Raw genomic sequence first — 16,578 nt, 5'->3', positions numbered from 1 at the left:
ACGGCCTAACCGAAGGTGTAGGCGTCCACCTCGGCGAGATACCGCGCCCGCAGCTCCTCGTCGTCCTCCAGGAAGGAGGCGAGGAAGGAGTTGCGGGCCAGCTCGCGCAGCCGCTCCTCGGTGAGGCCGAGGGTGGCGCGCACGGCGTCGAAGTTGTCCCCGGCGTAGCCGCCGAAGTAGGCCGGGTCGTCGGAGTTGACCGTGCACATCAGGCCCGCGTCCAGCATCGCGGGCAGGGGGTGGTCGGCGAGGGTGTCGACCGTGCGCAGCCGGACGTTGGACAGCGGGCAGAGCGTCAGCGGCACCCGGTCGCGCACCAGCCGCTCCACCAGCGCCGGGTCCTCCACGCAGCGCAGCCCGTGGTCGACCCGCTCCACGCCGAGGACGTCCAGCGCCTCGGTGATGTACTCCGGCGGGCCCTCCTCGCCGGCGTGGGCGACCCGCCGCAGGCCCAGCGCGGCAGCGGCCTCATAGACATCGCGGAACTTCACCGGCGGATGCCCGACCTCGGCGGAGTCGAGGCCGACGCCGGTGATCCGGTCCAGGTACGGCTTGGCCGCGTCCAGTGTGGCCAGGGCCGACTCGGCGGACTCGTCGCGCAGGAAGCACAGGATCAGCCGGGTCGAGACGCCGTGGTTGGCCTCGCTGCTCCCCAGCGCACGCCACAGCCCCTCGACGACCGTGCCGATCTCCAGGCCGCGGCCGGTGTGGGCCTGCGGGTCGAAGAAGATCTCCGCGTGCCGCACGCCCTGCGCGGCGGCCCGGGCGAGATAGGCGTTCGCCAGGTCCTCGAAGTCCCGCTCGGTGCGCAGGACGGCCATGAGCTCGTAGTACAGGTTCAGGAAGGACTGCAGGTCCTCGAACCGGTAGGCCTCGCGCAGCTCGTCCGTGTCGGCGTACGGCAGCGTGACACCGTTGCGCGCGGCGAGCTCGAAGGCGAGTTCCGGTTCCAGGGTGCCTTCGATGTGAAGGTGCAGTTCGGCTTTGGGGAGGGACATCAATTCATCGTACGGCCGTTTCACCGACGCTTCGGAACCGGCACCCTCAGTAGGTCGTGGGCCACGGTCAGCTCACCCTCGTACCCGGCGGCCCGGGCCTGACGCTCGAACTCGTCCGGGTCGGTGTAGCGCTGGCTGAAGTGGGTCAGCACGAGGTGCCGCACGCCGGCGTCCCGGGCCACCCGAGCTGCCTGACCGGCCGTCAGGTGACCGTGCTCGACGGCGAGTTCCTCGTCCTCGTCGAGGAAGGTCGACTCGATGACGAGCAGGTCGCAGCCCTCGGCGAGGGCGTACACCCCGTCGCAGAGCCGGGTGTCCATGACGAACGCGAACCGCTGTCCGCGCCGTGTCTCGCTGACGTCCTCCAGGGACACCGCGCCGAGTCTCCCCTCGCGCTGGATCCGGCCGACGTCCGGGCCCTTGATGCCGTGCGCGGCGAGCCGCTCGGGCAGCATGCGGCGGCCGTCGGGCTCGACGATCCGGTACCCGTACGACTCCACCGGGTGCGACAGCTTCCGGGCCTCCAGCGTGTAGCCGCCGGTGCGGGCGAGGGGCCCGTCGGCGGCGACCGGGGCCTCGGTGATGCCGACGGTCTCGCGGTAGGCGGTGGCGTACCGGAGCCGGTCGAAGAAGCGCTGCCCGGAGCGGGGGTAGTGGGCGGTGATCTCGTGCGGGACCCGGTCGAGGTTGATGCGCTGGATCACACCGGCGAGGCCGAGGGAGTGGTCGCCGTGGAAGTGCGTGACGCAGATCCGGTTCAGGTCGTGCGCGGCGACCCCGGCACGCAGCATCTGGCGCTGCGTGCCCTCGCCGGGGTCGAACAGGATGCCCTCGCCGTCCCAGCGCAGCAGGTAGCCGTTGTGGTTGCGGTGCCGGGTCGGGACCTGGCTGGCGGTGCCGAGGACCACGAGTTCACGAACGGACAAGGCGGATTACCCCGGAGGCCAGTCGAGGCCGCGGCCGCCGAGCACGTGGGCATGTACGTGCCAGACCGTCTGGCCGGCACCGCCGCCGGTGTTGAAGACGAGGCGGTGGCTGTCGAGCTTCTCCTCGTCGGCGACGGCCTGGGCCTCGCGGAGCACGTCCGCGGTGAGGGCCGGATCGGCGGCGGCCAGGGCCGCGGCGTTCTTGTAGTGCGCCTTGGGGATGACCAGGACGTGGGTGGGGGCCTGAGGGTTGATGTCGCGGAACGCGATGGTCGTTTCCGTCTGGCGGACGATGGTCGCCGGGATGGTGCCTGCGACGATCTTGCAGAACAGGCAGTCTTCCTGGGGCTCCCCTGCCATGTCTCCTCCGGGGGTTGGGCCGTGCGGTCCGACTTGGGCATCGTATCGTCGTCGGGTGCGGGTGCGTTGTGGCTGGTCGCGCCCACGCGGCGGAGCCGCACATCGACACAGCCCCGCGCCCCTCAGGTGGGCAAGCCCGGGGGCGTTTTCGCGGGACTGGTCTCCAGTGCCTCCAGTGCCAGTCGGATCGCTTCGTCCAGTTGGGTGTCCCTCCCCGCCGCGTAGTCCTGCGGGCGTTGCAGGACCTCCACGTCGGGATCCACGCCGTGGTTCTCCACTCCCCACTCGTAGCCCTCCAGCCAGAAGGCGTACTTGGGCTGGGTGACCAGGGTGCCGTCGACGAGGCGGTAGCGGCTGTCGATGCCGATGACGCCGCCCCAGGTGCGGGTGCCGACGACCGGGCCGAGGCCGAGGGCCTTGATCGCCGCGTTGACGATGTCGCCGTCGGACCCGGAGAACTCGTTGGCTACGGCCACGACGGGGCCTCGGGGGGCGTCCTCCGGGTAGCTGTAGGGGCGCATGCCGCGCGGGACGGCCCAGCCGACGATGCGGCGGGCCAGCTTCTCGACCACCAGTTGGGAGGTGTGGCCGCCGCGGTTCTCGCGGACGTCGACGACCAGGCCCTCGCGGGCGACCTCGACGCGCAGGTCGCGGTGGATCTGGGCCCAGCCGGGGGCCTGCATGTCGGGGACGTGGAGGTAGCCGAGGCGGCCGCCGGACTTCTCGTGGACGTAGGCGCGGCGGTCGGCGACCCAGGCGTGGTAGCGCAGGGGTTCCTCGTCGGCGACCGGGACGACGACGGCGTGCCGGGGGTCGCCGCCGCCGGACGGGGAGATGGTCAGCTCGACCGGCTTGTTCGCCGTGCCGATCAGCAGCGGGCCGGGCCCGGCGACCGGGTCGACGGGCTGCCCGGCGATCGCGACGATGGCGTCGCCGGGGCGCACCGCGACGCCGGGGGCGGCCAGCGGGCTGCGGGCGTCCGGGTCGGAGGTCTCGGAGGGCAGGATGCGGTCGACCCGCCAACTGCCGTCCTCGTGACGGGAGATGTCGGCGCCGAGCAGACCCTGGCGGGCGCCGCCGTGGCCGCCGCGCGGGGTGACGTAGGCGTGCGAGGTGCCGAGCTCGCCCTGGACCTCCCACAGCAGGTCGACCAGGTCGTCGTGGGTGGCGAGCCGCTCCACGACCGGGCGGTAGCGGTCGAGGACACCGTCCCAGTCGACGCCGCTCATGTCCGGCCGCCAGAAGTGGTCCCGCATGATGCGGCCGTTCTCGTCGAACATCTGGCGCCACTCGGCCGCCGGGTCGACGAACTGGCGTACGCGGCCCAGGTCGACGGTGATGTTGGAGTCGCTGTCGTCGTCGCCGGAGGCACGCCGGTCGCTGGGGACGACCTTGAGCCGCCCGTCGGTCCACAGCAGCACCCGCTTGCCGTCGCCGCTGACCGCGAAGTGGTCGGCGTCGGCGGCGAGGTGCTCGATGCGCTGCTGGGCGAGGTCGTAGCGCTCCAGCTCGGACTTGGGTTCGGGGTCGTCCGGGGTGGCCCGGGACGCGCCGAGCACACCGGCGACCGGATGGCGCAGCCACAGGACACCGTCCTTGGCGGCGCGCAGGTTGGTGTAGCGGGCGGCCTCGACCGGGAACGGCACGATGCGGTCGGCGAGGCCCTCCAGGTCGATGCGGGTGGTGGGGGTGCCCTCGCTGTCGGGGGTCTCCTCCCGGTCGGGCGTCTCGAAGGACCGGCCGTGCCGCTGCGGCCCGAACGGGGAGGGTGTGGTGGCCGCGAGGGTGATCAGATGCGGCCGGGCTCCGACCACGAAGGCCAGGTCGAAGACGTGCTCGTCGTAGACCGGGTCGAAGGAGCGGGTCGACAGGAACGCGAGGTGCTTGCCGTCCATGGTGAACGCGGGCGCGTAGTCCTGGAAGCGCAGCGGGGTGGCCTCGGTGACCGACAGGTCGGTGGTGTTGGCGAGTTTCAGCTGGCACAGCGGCCGGGGGCCGGGGTGGGACCAGGCCAGCCAGGACGAGTCGGGCGAGAAGACGAGGCCCGACACGTCACCGTCCTCACTGCGGTCGACCTCCCGCACCTCGCCCGTCTCCCGCTCCACGAGCAGCAGGCGGCCGTCGTGGCAGGACACGGCGGCCCGGCTGCCGTCGGGCGCCATGGCGAGGTCCAGCACCCGGCCGAGCTGCCCGGCGGCTAGCCGGCGGGGTGTCGCCCCCGGGGCGAGTCCGGTGGCGGGCGCGAACTCCAGGGCGTCGTCGCCCTCGGCGTCCGTCACCCACACCACCCACTGCTCGCCGTCCGCGCGGAAGGTGCGCGGCAGACGGGCCCGCACCCCGGGTGTCGCGGCCAGCGCGCGGGCCGGTCCGGCGCGGTGGGTGACCCAGTGCACGGAGCCGCGGACGGCGACCGCGCTGCCGCGCGCCGTGTGGTCGGGGGACGCCGACCCGAACCAGCGGGAGGCGTTCAGCGGGAACGGCTGCAGATCGACGCGCTGTCCGCCAAGCCGCACGTCCAGCCGCCGCGGCTCGGCCCCCTCCAGGTCGTCCAGCACCCACAGTTCACCGGCGCTGGAGTAGACGACCCGGGTGCCGTCGGTCGCGGCGTGCCGGGCGTAGAACCCGTCGAGGGGGGTGTGGCGGCGTAGGTCGGAGCCGTCGGCGAGGGAGGAGTAGAGCGCTCCGGTGCCCTCGTGGTCGGAGAGGAAGCCGAGCCGGTCCCCCACCCACAGCGGATACTCGAGGTTGCCGTCGAGGTCCTCGTGCAGCCGCACGAACTCCCCGTCGTCCTCGCGGTCGATCCACAACTTGCCCGCCGTGCCGCCGCGGTACCGCTTCCACCAGGCCGCCTCACGCCCCATCGGCGCGGACAGCAGCACCGTGTGCGGGCCGTGGGCGACGTCGCCGACGGGTCCGTACGGCAGGGTGGTGGCCGGACCGCCGTCCAGCGGCACGGCGCGGGCCCAGGTGCGGCGCAGGCTCGCCTGCCCCTCGGTGCTGATCGCCAGCACCTCGCCGTCCGGGGTCCAGTCGCGCACCTGTGTCTTGTAACTCCCCCAGTACGTCAGCCGCTTGGCGGGCCCGCCGTCGACCCGGGCGATGTACACCTCGGGGGCGCCGTCACGGGTGGAGGTCCAGGCGACGGTGGTGCCGTCGGGCGAGATGCGGGGCTGGGTCACCGGCATGTTGTCGGCGCTGACCCGCCAGGCCCGGCCGCCGTCGAACGGGGCGAGCCACACGTCGTCCTCGGCGGTGAAGGCGACCAGGTCACCGTGCACATGGGGGAACCGGAGGTAAGCAGGCGATGTCACCTGATCACCCTATGCAGGGACCACGCCGCGCGGACAGGGTTCGGATCACTTGCCCTCGACGGGGCGGCAGTCCGGGTACCGCTCGCACCAGATGGTCTGGGTGACGGTCACGGTGACGGTCGGCCCGGGCTGTCCGTTCGGCGGCCCGCCGACGGGCGGCGGGCTGGTGGAGTCGCAGTCGCCGAGCCCGTCGACCCGGAACCACACCTTGCCGTCCACCTTGGCGGTGATGTTCCCGCGCACGCAGGCGCCGTCCACCGCGTGGGTGACCTTGCCGTCGACGGTGATGTCCTTCCCGTCGTTCGTCTCGCCCTGGCAGTCGACGGTCGCGACGGTCCGCTCACGCGCCGAGGGTGACGACTTCCCGCCGTTCTCCCCGTAGGAGGCGGTGCAGGTGAGCCAACGCACGCCCGCCTTCTGCCGGTTGAGCTCTTTGGTCACGGTCTCGTCGGTGGTGTACGCGACGGACGCGGAGCTGATGCTGCCGGGCTCGCAGGCGACGGCGCCGCCCACCGCCAGCACGGCGAACGTCGCCGCGACCGCCACGCGCCGTCCGCGCGGCCCCAGTCGATTCCTCGTCGAAGCCCCCATGGAGGGGAGCCTGCCACCGACGGAGGCCGCGCGGTAGGGCGCAAAGGCGTCAGCCGCGCAGCAGCAGCCACTCCTGGAGCTCCACCACGTTGCCCTCGGGGTCCTTGAGATGCGCCACCCGCATGCGGTCCGTCATGGGCGCCGGGCCGTGCAGGACCGTCGCGCCGCGCATCGTGATCTCCTCGCAGTACGCGTCCAGCCCGTCCACCCGCAGCACCACCAGGGAGCGGTGACCGGCCGCCGTGTCGCCCAGCTCGTCGAGCACCTCGGCCATCATCGACCGGTCCTGCAACGCGATCCCCGCGGAGCCCACCGCGGGGCTGAACTTCTCGTACGGCCCCTGCGCCGCCCCCGACTGCGGTTTGAGGCCGAGGACCTCGCCGTAGAAGCGGTAACAAGCGGCGAAGTCGGTCACGAGCAGACGAACCTGTGCGAGCTCCACGGTGCCTCCAAGGGGGTCAGGACCAGCGTCCGGTGCGTGCCAGGAGCACGGCCGCGGCGGCCGTCCCGGCAGTCGATGTGCGCAGCACACTGCGCCCGAGGCGGTACGCCCGCGCCCCCGCCTCCTCGAACAGCGCCAGCTCCTCCGGCGCGACGCCCCCCTCGGGCCCCACGGCCAGCACGATGTCACCGGTGGACGGCAGTTCGGCCGTCGCCAGCGGTTCGTCCCCGCTCTCGTGCAGCACGGCGGCGAAGTCCGCCCCGGCCAGCAGGGCGGCCACCTGCTTGGTCGTCGCCGCCTCCGCGACCTCCGGGAAGCGCACCCGGCGGGACTGCTTGCCGGCCTCCCGGGCCGTGGCACGCCACTTGCCCAGCGCCTTGACCCCGCGGTCGCCCTTCCACTGCGTGATGCAGCGCGCCGCCGCCCAGGGCACGATCGCGTCGACGCCGACCTCGGTCATCGTCTCGACGGCGAGCTCGCCCCGGTCGCCCTTGGGCAGGGCCTGGACGACGGTGACCCGGGGCTGCTCGGCGGGCTCCTCGGACACCGAGTCCAGCTGGAGGATCAGCCGGTCCTTGCCCTCCGTGCCGAGCACGACGCAGTCCGCCCAGCGGCCCGCCCCGTCCGTGAGGATGACGTCCTCACCGGCGCGCAGCCGTTTCACGGAGACGGCGTGCCGCCCCTCCGGCCCGTCCAGGACGTACCGGCCGCCGCCGCCCGCGTCGAAGTGCTCGACCACGAACACCGGCGCGGTCACAGCGCGCCCCCGCCCGCCGACGAGGCTCGGGCGGCGGCCAGTTCACCGGCCAGCACCTCGACCAGTTGCCCGGCGGGCAGCTCCCGCGCCATCCGGTGCCCCTGCCCGGCCCACAGCGCCATGCCCTGCGCGTCACCGGCCTTGGCGGCGGCCTTGCGCAGCGGCGAGGTGAGGTGGTGGATCTCGGGGTAGGCGGCGGGCGCGTACGGGCCGTGCTCGCGCAGGAACCGGTTGACGAGGCCGCGCGCGGGCCGCCCGGAGAACGCCCGGGTCAGCTCCGTGCGGACGAACAGCGGGTTGGTCAGCGCCTGCTTGTGCAGGGCGTTCGCGCCCGACTCGTGCGTGGCGAGGAAGGCGGTGCCCAGCTGGGCCGCGCTCGCGCCCGCCGCGAGGACCCCCGCGATCTGGCCGCCGCGCATGATGCCGCCGGCGGCGACGATCGGGATGCTCACGGCCTCGCGGACCTGGGCGATCAGCGACAGCAGCCCGATGCCGGAGCCGTCCAGCTCGGGGATGTCCCGGTGGGTGCCCTGGTGGCCCCCGGCCTCGACGCCCTGGGCGATGACCCCGTCCGCACCCGCCCGTTCGACCGCCCGGGCCTCGTCGGGGGTGGTCGCGGCGGCCAGGACGAAGGTGCCGACGCGGTGCAGGGCGTCGACGACCTCACGGCTCGGGACGCCGAAGTGGAACGACACCACCGGCACGGGGTTGTCGCGCAGCACCACGAGCTTGGCCTCGAAGCCGTCGTCGCGTCCGCTGTCCGGATCGCCGAGCTCGGCCTCGTACCAGGTGGCCTCGCCGGCCAGCTGGTGGGCGTAGACGTCCACGGCGGCGGGGTCGGCCAGCTCCGGCTGCGGCATGAAGACGTTGACGCCGAAGGGCCTGCCCGTGAGGCTCCGGAGCTGCTTGATCTCCTGGTACATCCCGTCGGGGGTCTTGTACCCGGCGGCGAGGAACCCGAGCCCGCCCGCCTCGCACACGGCCGCGGCGAGCTGCGGTACGGAGACGCCGCCCGCCATGGGGGCCTGCACGATCGGAAGGGGGAAGAGATCGGTCAGTGCGGAGGACATGACCGCATGTTGTCACGTCCTCCGAACAACCCAGAAACCGGCCTGCCGACTGGCATAGACCAGAAGCACGCTCGGTCTCAGCGCCCGTTGAAGGCGTCCTTCAACCGCGAGAACAGCCCCTGCCGGCCCGGCTGACCGTGCCTGCCCGGGGGACGACCCCCGGACCCCCGGCAGCAGCCGGACCACCCGCGTCAGCGCCCGTTGAAGGCATCCTTCAACCGCGAGAACAGCCCCTGCTGCCCCGGCTGGAACTGCCCCGTGGGGCGCTCCTCGCCGCGGAGTTTGGAGAGCTCGCGCAGCAGGCGTTCCTGCTCGGGGTCGAGCTTGGTCGGGGTGGTGACCTCGACGTGGATGATGAGGTCGCCGCGTCCGCCGCCGCGCAGGTGTGTGACGCCCCGGCCGTGCAGGGGGATCGACTGGCCGGACTGGGTGCCCGGGCGGATGTCGACCTCTTCGAGGCCGTCGAGCGTCTCCAGCGGCACCTTCGTGCCGAGCGCCGCCGCCGTCATGGGGAGCGTCACCGTGCAGTGCAGGTCGTCGCCGCGGCGCTGGAACTGCGCGTGGGGAAGTTCGTGAATCTCGACGTAGAGGTCACCGGCCGGACCGCCGCCGGGACCGACCTCGCCCTCGCCGGCGAGCTGGATGCGCGTGCCGTTGTCGACACCGGCCGGGATCTTGACCGTGAGGGTACGGCGGGACCGGACACGGCCGTCGCCCGCGCACTCCGGGCACGGGGTCGGCACGACCGTGCCGAAGCCCTGGCACTGCGGGCACGGGCGGGACGTCATGACCTGGCCCAGGAAGGACCGGGTGACCTGCGAGACCTCACCGCGGCCGCGGCACATGTCACACGTCTGGGCGGAGGTGCCCGGGGCCGCGCCCTCACCGCTGCAGGTGGTGCAGACGACGGCCGTGTCGACCTGGATGTCCTTCGTCGTGCCGAAGGCGGCCTCGTCGAGCTCGACCTCGATGCGGATCATCGCGTCCTGGCCGCGGCGGGTGCGCGAGCGCGGTCCGCGCTGCGACGCCGTACCGAAGAACGCGTCCATGATGTCCGAGAAGTTCCCGAAGCCACCGGCTCCGAAGCCGCCCGCGCCGCCGCCACCGGCCTGCGAGAGCGGGTCGCCGCCGAGGTCGTAGACCTGCTTCTTCTGCGGGTCCGACAGCACCTCGTAAGCGGCGTTGATCTCCTTGAACCGCTCCTGGGTCTTCGGATCGGGGTTGACGTCCGGGTGCAGCTCGCGGGCGAGCCGCCGGAAGGCCTTCTTGATCTCTTCCTGCGACGCGTCGCGGCGCACGCCGAGTACGGCGTAGTAGTCCGTGGCCACTACGACTCCGCCAGGATCTGTCCGACGTACCGTGCCACTGCGCGTACCGCTCCCATCGTTCCCGGGTAGTCCATGCGGGTCGGTCCGACCACGCCGAGCTTGGCGACTGCCTCGCCGCCCGAACCGTAGCCGACCGACACGACGGACGTGGAGTTGAGTCCTTCGTGGGCGTTCTCGTGACCGATCCGTACGGTCACGCCCGGATCCTGCGCCTCGCCGAGCAGCTTGAGGAGCACGACCTGCTCCTCAAGCGCTTCCAGCACCGGCCGGATCGTGAGAGGGAAGTCATGCCCGAAGCGGGTCAGATTGGCGGTGCCGCCGATCATCAGCCGCTCCTCGTTCTCCTCGACGAGCGTCTCCAGAAGTGTGGAGAGCACCGTAGAGACCGTACCCCGGTCCTCGTGCTCGAACGCCTCCGGGAGATCCTCCACCAGACTCGGCACATCCGCGAAACGGCGGTTCGCCACACGGCTGTTGAGCCGGGCGCGCAGATCCGCGAGCGAGGCGTCGCCGAAGGGCGCCGGGCAGTCGACGACCCGCTGCTCGACCCGCCCGGTGTCCGTGATCAGCACGAGCATGACGCGGGCGGGCGCCAGGGAGAGCAGCTCCACGTGCCGCACCGTCGATCGGGTCAGCGACGGGTACTGCACCACGGCGACCTGACGCGTGAGCTGCGCGAGCAGCCGCACCGTACGCGCCACGACGTCGTCGAGGTCGACGGCGCCCTCGAGGAAGTTCTGGATCGCGCGCCGCTCGGGCGCGGTCATCGGCTTGACGCCGGCGAGCTTGTCGACGAACAGCCGGTAGCCCTTGTCCGTGGGGATGCGCCCGGCACTGGTGTGCGGCTGGGCGATGTACCCCTCGTCCTCGAGGGCCGCCATGTCATTGCGGACGGTGGCCGGGGAGACGCCGAGGCTGTGCCGCTCGGTGAGGGCCTTGGAGCCCACCGGCTCCTCGGTGCCGACGTAGTCCTGGACGATGGCGCGCAGCACCTGAAGCCTGCGTTCACTGAGCATCGCGCACACCTCCAGAAGTCGTCCGCCCGTGGTCCTGCCTGTCGAGCCTGGCACTCTGCGCGTGCGAGTGCCAGCATTCCCCGGCCCAGTGTACGGCGGTGGGGTACTCCCCCGGCAAGGCTGGTCGTGCGGCGCCGTGCCCCGAGCGGGGCGCACCGCTAGCGTCGCCGTATGACGGTGACTTGGGAAGACCTCGGATGGGAGCGCGTGGCCGCCGGTGTGGGGCGGTGCCGGCTTCCGGTGTGGGACTGCACGATCGGGCTGGTCGCCGGGGAGGGGGCGGTCCTCATGATCGACGCGGGGTCGAGCCTCGCCGAGGGCGCGAAACTGGGCGCGCAGGCGCGGGCACTCACCGGTCACCGTGTGACACATCTCGCGCTGACCCACCCGCACTTCGATCACGTCTTCGGCGCCGCGGCGCTCCCGGACACCGAGGTGTTCGGCGCGGTGGGCGTGGACGCGCTGCTGACGCGGGTGCGGGACCGCGAGGAACTGCGCGAGGACGGGGTGCGCCAGGGTCTGGCGGCGCCCGCGGCCCAGGAGGCGGCGGAGCGGCTGGTCCCGCCCGGCCACCTGGTCTCCGGCGAGTGGACGCTCGACCTGGGCGGCGGGCGGCAGGTGCTGCTGGCGAACGTCGGCCCGGGGCACACCGCGCACGACCTGGCGGTGCTGGTGCCGGGCGATCCGGAGGTGGTGTTCTGCGGCGACCTGGTCGAGGAGTCCGGCGAGCCGCAGGCGGGCCCCGACGCGGTGCCGTCGCACTGGCCGGCCGCCCTGGACCGGCTGCTCGACCTGGGCGGTGCGGACGCGGTGTATGTGCCCGGTCACGGAGCGGTGGTGGACGCGGCGTTCGTGCGGGCGCAACGGGACGCCCTGGCGGCGCGTTTCGGCGTGTCTCCGTGATCACCCACCGGCTTCTCCTATCGTCATCCGAATGCGCCAGTACTCCGCCGATCTGACCCCGCCGTGGAAGAAGCCGAAGCCGGTGCCCGAGGTCGCGGCGGAGCCCGGCCTCGTGGTGGAGGAGCCGGGGACGGGTTTTTGCGGCGCGGTGATCCGCTGCGAGGCGGGCACGGTGACCCTGGAGGACCGCTTCGGCAAGCACCGGGTGTTCCCGATGGAGCCGCGCGGCTTCCTGCTGGAGGGCAGGGTGGTGACCCTCGTCCGCCCCGCGCCGGGCGGCCCCGTGCGTCCCGCCCGCACGGCCTCCGGTTCGGTGGCCGTCCCCGGCGCACGCGCGCGTGTCGCCCGCGCCGGCCGTATCTACGTCGAGGGCCGGCACGACGCCGAGCTGGTCGAGAAGGTGTGGGGCGACGACCTGCGCATCGAGGGCGTGGTCGTGGAGTACCTGGAGGGCGTCGACGACCTGCCGTCGATCGTCTCCGAGTTCGCCCCCGGCCCGGACGCGCGCCTGGGCGTCCTGGTGGACCACCTCGTACCGGGTTCGAAGGAGTGGCGCATCGCCCAGTCGGTGACGAGCGAGCACGCGCTGGTCGTGGGCCACCCGTACATCGACATCTGGGAGGCGGTGAAACCGTCGTCCCTGGGCGTCCAGGCGTGGCCCCGGGTCCCGCGCGGTCAGGACTGGAAGACCGGCGTGTGCCGGGCACTGGGCTGGCCGGAGAACACCGGGGCGGCCTGGCAGCGGATCCTGTCGGGGGTCCACTCGTACAAGGACCTGGAGCCGGAACTGCTGGGGCGGGTGGAAGAACTGATCGACTTCGTGACGGCCCCCTGACCGCGACACGCGCAGCAGTCACCCGGCTGTGCGGCTGTGCGGCTGCGCGGCTGCTTGGCGGCGGGCGCGCGCAGCCAACCAGCTGCGGGAGCGCGCGGCCACCCAGCGCGGACGCGCGCAGCCACCCAGCAGCGGACGTGCCGCTTAGCTGCGGACGCGCGCTGCCGCCTAGCTGCGGGCAGGCGTGCCGCTGGGGGCGGCACGGGTGGGCGCAGCGGCACCTCGTCGCGCCGAGCTGCGTATCGCCCCGCCCCCAGCACCCACCCCGAGCACCTCAGTCCACGAGGTCCCGGACAACCCCGTCCGCCAGCAACCGCCCGCGCAGAGTGAGCACAGCCCGCCCCTCGTCATACGCCCCGGCGTCCAGGAGCCCATCCGCCAACGCCCTGCGCGAGGCCGCCAGCCCCTCATCCCGCAACAGCGACAACGGCACCCCCTCCCGCAGCCGCAGCTCCAGCAGAATCCGCTCGACCCGCCGGTCCTCATCGCTCAGCACCTCACGCCCGGCCCCCGGCGACCGCCCCGCCGCCAGCGCGGCCGCGTACGCGCCCGGGTGCTTGACGTTCCACCACCGCACCCCGCCCACATGGCTGTGCGCACCGGGCCCGGCCCCCCACCAGTCGGCCCCCCGCCAGTACAGCTCGTTGTGCAGGCACCGCCCGGCCCGCGAGGTCGCCCAGTTCGACACCTCGTACCACTCGAAGCCCGCGCCCGAGAGCACCTCGTCCGCGATCAGGTACCGGTCGGCATGCACGTCGTCGTCGGTCATCGGCACCTCGCCGCGCCGGATCCGCCGCGCGAGCTGCGTCCCCTCCTCGACGATCAACGCGTACGCACTGACGTGATCCGGCCCCGCCCCCAGCACCGCGTCCAGCGACGCCCGCCAGTCGTCGTCGGACTCACCCGGCGTGCCGTAGATCAGGTCGAGGTTCACATGGTCGAACCCGGCCACCCGGGCCTCCGCGACACACGCCTCGGGCCGCCCCGGCGTGTGCGTGCGGTCCAGCACCTGCAGCACGTGCTGCCGCGCACTCTGCATCCCGAAGGAGATCCGGTTGAAGCCCCCCTCGCGCAGGGCGGCCAGATACGCCGGGTCGACCGACTCAGGGTTCGCCTCGGTCGTGACCTCGGCGTCCTCCGCCAGCCCGAACTCGTCCCGCACCGCCTTCAGCATCCGTACGAGATCACCGGCGTCCAGCAGCGTGGGCGTGCCCCCGCCCACGAACACCGTGCGGACGGGACGCGGATCGTCGCCCAGCACCTTGCGGGCGAGCCGGACCTCGTCGGCCAGTGTCTCGGCGTAGTTGTCGCGGGACGCCAGCACCCCGCCGGTGCCGCGCAGCTCGGTCGCGGTGTACGTGTTGAAGTCGCAGTAGCCGCAGCGGGTCGCGCAGTACGGGACGTGCAGGTAGAACCCGAGAGGGCGGTCGGCGGCCCCGGCGAGCGCGGACGCGGGCAACGCGCCGTCGTCGGGGACGGGCTCGCCGTCGGGGAGTGCGGAAGGCATGCCTTCCATTGTCCAGCACCGGCGCGCCCGCTCCGCCCGGAGCGGCGGTCAGTCCGCCTGGAGGACCAGCAGCGCGAGATCGTCCGCGGGCGGGCGCGCCCCGAACTCGTGCACCAGCCGCTTGATCCGCTCGGCTATCAGCTCCGCGTCCAGCCCGGCACACCCGGCCAGCGCCGTCGCGAGCCCGTCCCCGTCGTCGAACTGGCGGGAGCCCGAGCGGCGCTCGGTCACGCCGTCGGTGACGCACAGCAGCGTGTCGCCGGAGCGCAGCTCGAAAGTCTCGCTGGTGTAGGTGGCGTCCTCCACGACACCGAGGAGAGTCTGGGGCTGCGCGGCCGTGTGGACCTCGCCGCCCGCCCCGAGCAGCAGCGGCAGCGGGTGCCCGGCGGAAGCGACGGTGCAGCGGACGCCGCCGTCGAAGGGCGCGAGCTCGCCGTACAGCAGGGACAGGAAGCGCGTCTGGGGGCCGTCGCCGGGCGGGGTCGGACGCGCCCCCGCGGCCACCAGCGCCCGGGCCGCGGCGTCGGCGGCCTCCGTGGCGTCGTCGAGGAGCAGTTGGTTGAGGCGGTCGAGGACGTCGGCGACCCGGTAGCCCTCACGGGCCAGCAGGCGCAGCCAGGGCCGGGCCAGGCCGATCACGACGGCCGCCTCGGGTCCCTTGCCCTGGACGTCGCCGACGGCGAAGCACCAGCGGCCGTCGCCGGCCGGGAACAGGTCGTAGAAGTCGCCGCTCGGGCCGCCCTTGTCGCACGGCTCGTAGACGAGGGCGCTGCGCATGCCGGGGATCTCGGCCACGGCGCCGGGCAGCAGGCCGCGCTGCAGGACGGCGCTGATGGTGGCCTGGCGGGCGTACTGGCGGGCGGCGCCGATGGCGAGGGCCACCCGGCGGCTGAGGTCCTCCGCGAGGCCGGTGATCTCGTCGGGGAAGCCGGCCTTCCCGGAGCGCCCGATGACGAGGGTGCCCAGCGGGCGTCCCCCGGCGACCAGCCGGTAGGCGAGGGCCGAGCCGGGCTCACCGTCGCCCAGCGCCTCGCCTGGCCAGGGGTACTCGACGGGCCCGGACCCGCCCCGGTCCCGGCCGCGTTCGAACGGGGACGACGACCCCGTCGGGTCGAACGGCCGCGGCGGGTCCTTCTCCAGGACGCGGCGCAGCTCCTCGATGCGGTTCTCGCTGCCGTGCCAGACCCGGGCGAGGCGCGGTCCGCCGGCGCCCGCCCCGCCGCTCCAGCCGCCGCCGGTGGCCTCGTCCTCCAGCCACACCGCGCACCAGTCGGCCAGCCGGGGCACGATCAGCTGCCCGGCCAGGGCCGCGACCAGGTCCTCGTCGAGCTGTCCGGCGAGCAGGTCGGAGGCCTCGGCGAGGAAGGAGAGGGCACCGCGGCCGAGCCAGGCACCGTCGGGCCCGTTGCGTCCGTCGCGGTTCTCGTGCCGGTCCCGCCAGTCCCGTAGGTCGTTCCAGTCGCGCAGGTCACGAGCCTCCCGTAAGGCGGGCCAGTTCCGCGCCTCGCCGCCCTCCCGCGATTCCCAGGTCTCTCCTCCGTCGTGGAGGTCCCATGCGTCGCCTCCACTACGCAGGTCCCACGTGTCGCGTCCGCCACGCAGGTCCCACGTGTCGCCTCCGCTTCGCGGCTCCCGTGCGTCGCCAGCGCCGCGCCAGGCCCGTGCGGCCTCCACCGCCTCGTCGCCCTTGGGCGGTTCGGATGCCAGGTCCTCCGCCGCCTCGTCGCCCCGGCGCGGTTCGGGCGCCAGGTTCTCCGCCACCCGGAGGCCGCTCGCCAGCGCGTGCTCCCCGGCGTACGCCTCGATCTGCTCGCCCGCCGCGCAGCCCCCGGCGGGCAGCCGCGCCCAGACGGTCTTGCGTCCCGTGCGGTAGGTGATCCCCCACGCCTCGGAGAGCGATCCGACGAGCCGCAGGCCGCGTCCGTACTCGGGGGTGTCGTGCGGTGTCTCCGGCTCGCTGCCGCGCGGGGCGCGGGAGGGGTGCTGGTCGGAGACCTCGACGACGAGCGCGGCCGTGTCCGGGGTGTCGCCCTCCAGCCGGCACTCCATCTCGACGTCGGTGCCGGCGTGCACGACGGCGTTGGTGACGAGTTCGCTGACGACGAGCGCGGCGTCGTCGGCGAGGCGGTCGGTGAGGTGCTCGGCGCCCGGCAGGCCCAGTCCGGTCCACTCAGCGAGCGCCGCGCGCACCAAGGCGCGTGCGGCGCCCGGCGCGAGGGAGCTGCCGGGCAGGGTCGCGTGCGCCCGCGCGCGCTCCTGTGCGGGCGCCCCGGCGGGCGGTGTGATCACCTCCGCGGACGGTACGGGCTCCTCGGAAACGGGCCCCTCCTGGACGGGCACAGGCGTCTCCCAAGCATGTGCAGGCGCCTCTGAGGCCCGGGGAGCGGTCTCCCGTTGCGTCGGAATGGCCCCCATGGACAGCTCCCCGGGCAGTTCGTACGAATACGCCACAGTCGATGCCGACAGAGTGACAGACTGGCCCCGCCCATAAGCGCCGAGTTACCGAAGTGGGCCGTCATGAGTGAGAACAGTGC

Annotated in this window: 14 protein-coding genes; 2 read left to right on the top strand and 12 right to left on the bottom strand. The window is 73.3% G+C overall.

Annotation, left to right across the window (positions count from 1 at the left end; translation table 11 throughout):
- Positions 1 to 5 precede the first annotated feature (5 nt).
- The 10 genes from BJ965_RS25970 to hrcA all read right to left on the bottom strand — a co-directional run bounded on the left by BJ965_RS25970 (position 6) and on the right by hrcA (position 10,799).
- Positions 6 to 998, bottom strand: coding sequence for an adenosine deaminase (locus tag BJ965_RS25970; RefSeq protein WP_184911272.1), 993 nt, complete (start codon positions 996 to 998; stop codon positions 6 to 8).
- Positions 999 to 1,018: 20 nt separating this feature from the next.
- Positions 1,019 to 1,924, bottom strand: coding sequence for a ribonuclease Z (locus BJ965_RS25965; RefSeq protein ID WP_184911270.1), 906 nt, complete (start codon positions 1,922 to 1,924; stop codon positions 1,019 to 1,021).
- A gap of 6 nt (positions 1,925 to 1,930) precedes the next feature.
- A complete protein-coding gene (locus BJ965_RS25960) occupies positions 1,931 to 2,284 on the bottom strand; it encodes a histidine triad nucleotide-binding protein (protein WP_184911268.1) in 354 nt (117 codons plus the stop codon).
- A 122-nt stretch (positions 2,285 to 2,406) separates the two neighbouring features.
- A complete protein-coding gene (locus tag BJ965_RS25955; RefSeq protein WP_184911266.1) occupies positions 2,407 to 5,595 on the bottom strand; it encodes a S41 family peptidase in 3,189 nt (1,062 codons plus the stop codon).
- Positions 5,596 to 5,640: 45 nt separating this feature from the next.
- On the bottom strand, positions 5,641 to 6,186 hold the full coding sequence (locus BJ965_RS25950) for a hypothetical protein (RefSeq protein ID WP_184911264.1): 546 nt from the start codon (positions 6,184 to 6,186) through the stop codon (positions 5,641 to 5,643).
- A gap of 49 nt (positions 6,187 to 6,235) precedes the next feature.
- Complete coding sequence (locus tag BJ965_RS25945; protein ID WP_184911262.1) at positions 6,236 to 6,628, bottom strand: VOC family protein; 393 nt, start codon at positions 6,626 to 6,628, stop codon at positions 6,236 to 6,238.
- 16 nt (positions 6,629 to 6,644) lie between these two features.
- Positions 6,645 to 7,385, bottom strand: coding sequence for a 16S rRNA (uracil(1498)-N(3))-methyltransferase (locus tag BJ965_RS25940; RefSeq protein WP_184911260.1), 741 nt, complete (start codon positions 7,383 to 7,385; stop codon positions 6,645 to 6,647).
- Positions 7,382 to 8,455 carry a nitronate monooxygenase gene (locus BJ965_RS25935; RefSeq protein WP_184911258.1) on the bottom strand — a complete coding sequence of 358 codons (1,074 nt, stop codon included), beginning with the start codon at positions 8,453 to 8,455 and terminating at the stop codon, positions 7,382 to 7,384. Before BJ965_RS25935 ends, BJ965_RS25940 begins: the two co-directional genes overlap by 4 nt.
- A 191-nt stretch (positions 8,456 to 8,646) precedes the next feature.
- Positions 8,647 to 9,783, bottom strand: coding sequence for a molecular chaperone DnaJ (gene dnaJ / locus BJ965_RS25930; RefSeq protein ID WP_184911256.1), 1,137 nt, complete (start codon positions 9,781 to 9,783; stop codon positions 8,647 to 8,649).
- Positions 9,783 to 10,799, bottom strand: a complete 1,017-nt coding sequence (gene hrcA, locus BJ965_RS25925; RefSeq protein ID WP_031103805.1) for a heat-inducible transcriptional repressor HrcA — start codon at positions 10,797 to 10,799, stop codon at positions 9,783 to 9,785. Before hrcA ends, dnaJ begins: the two co-directional genes overlap by 1 nt.
- A 171-nt stretch (positions 10,800 to 10,970) precedes the next feature.
- On the opposite strand from hrcA, the gene BJ965_RS25920 reads away from it, so the two are divergent.
- Complete coding sequence (locus tag BJ965_RS25920) at positions 10,971 to 11,702, top strand: MBL fold metallo-hydrolase (protein WP_184911254.1); 732 nt, start codon at positions 10,971 to 10,973, stop codon at positions 11,700 to 11,702.
- Positions 11,703 to 11,733: 31 nt separating this feature from the next.
- Positions 11,734 to 12,537 carry a DUF3097 domain-containing protein gene (locus BJ965_RS25915; RefSeq protein WP_184911252.1) on the top strand — a complete coding sequence of 268 codons (804 nt, stop codon included), beginning with the start codon at positions 11,734 to 11,736 and terminating at the stop codon, positions 12,535 to 12,537.
- A gap of 274 nt (positions 12,538 to 12,811) precedes the next feature.
- On the opposite strand, the gene hemW is transcribed toward BJ965_RS25915, so the two are convergent.
- Together hemW and BJ965_RS25905 are read right to left on the bottom strand one after the other, a co-directional pair.
- Positions 12,812 to 14,044, bottom strand: coding sequence for a radical SAM family heme chaperone HemW (hemW, locus tag BJ965_RS25910; RefSeq protein ID WP_184911250.1), 1,233 nt, complete (start codon positions 14,042 to 14,044; stop codon positions 12,812 to 12,814).
- Positions 14,045 to 14,092: 48 nt separating this feature from the next.
- Positions 14,093 to 16,459 carry a SpoIIE family protein phosphatase gene (locus BJ965_RS25905; RefSeq protein WP_184911248.1) on the bottom strand — a complete coding sequence of 789 codons (2,367 nt, stop codon included), beginning with the start codon at positions 16,457 to 16,459 and terminating at the stop codon, positions 14,093 to 14,095.
- Between the last annotated feature and the right edge of the window lie 119 nt (positions 16,460 to 16,578).

Origin of the sequence: Streptomyces luteogriseus (assembly GCF_014205055.1) — a bacterium.
Lineage (GTDB): Bacteria > Actinomycetota > Actinomycetes > Streptomycetales > Streptomycetaceae > Streptomyces > Streptomyces luteogriseus.
This window is presented reverse-complemented; position numbering and strand designations above follow the sequence as displayed.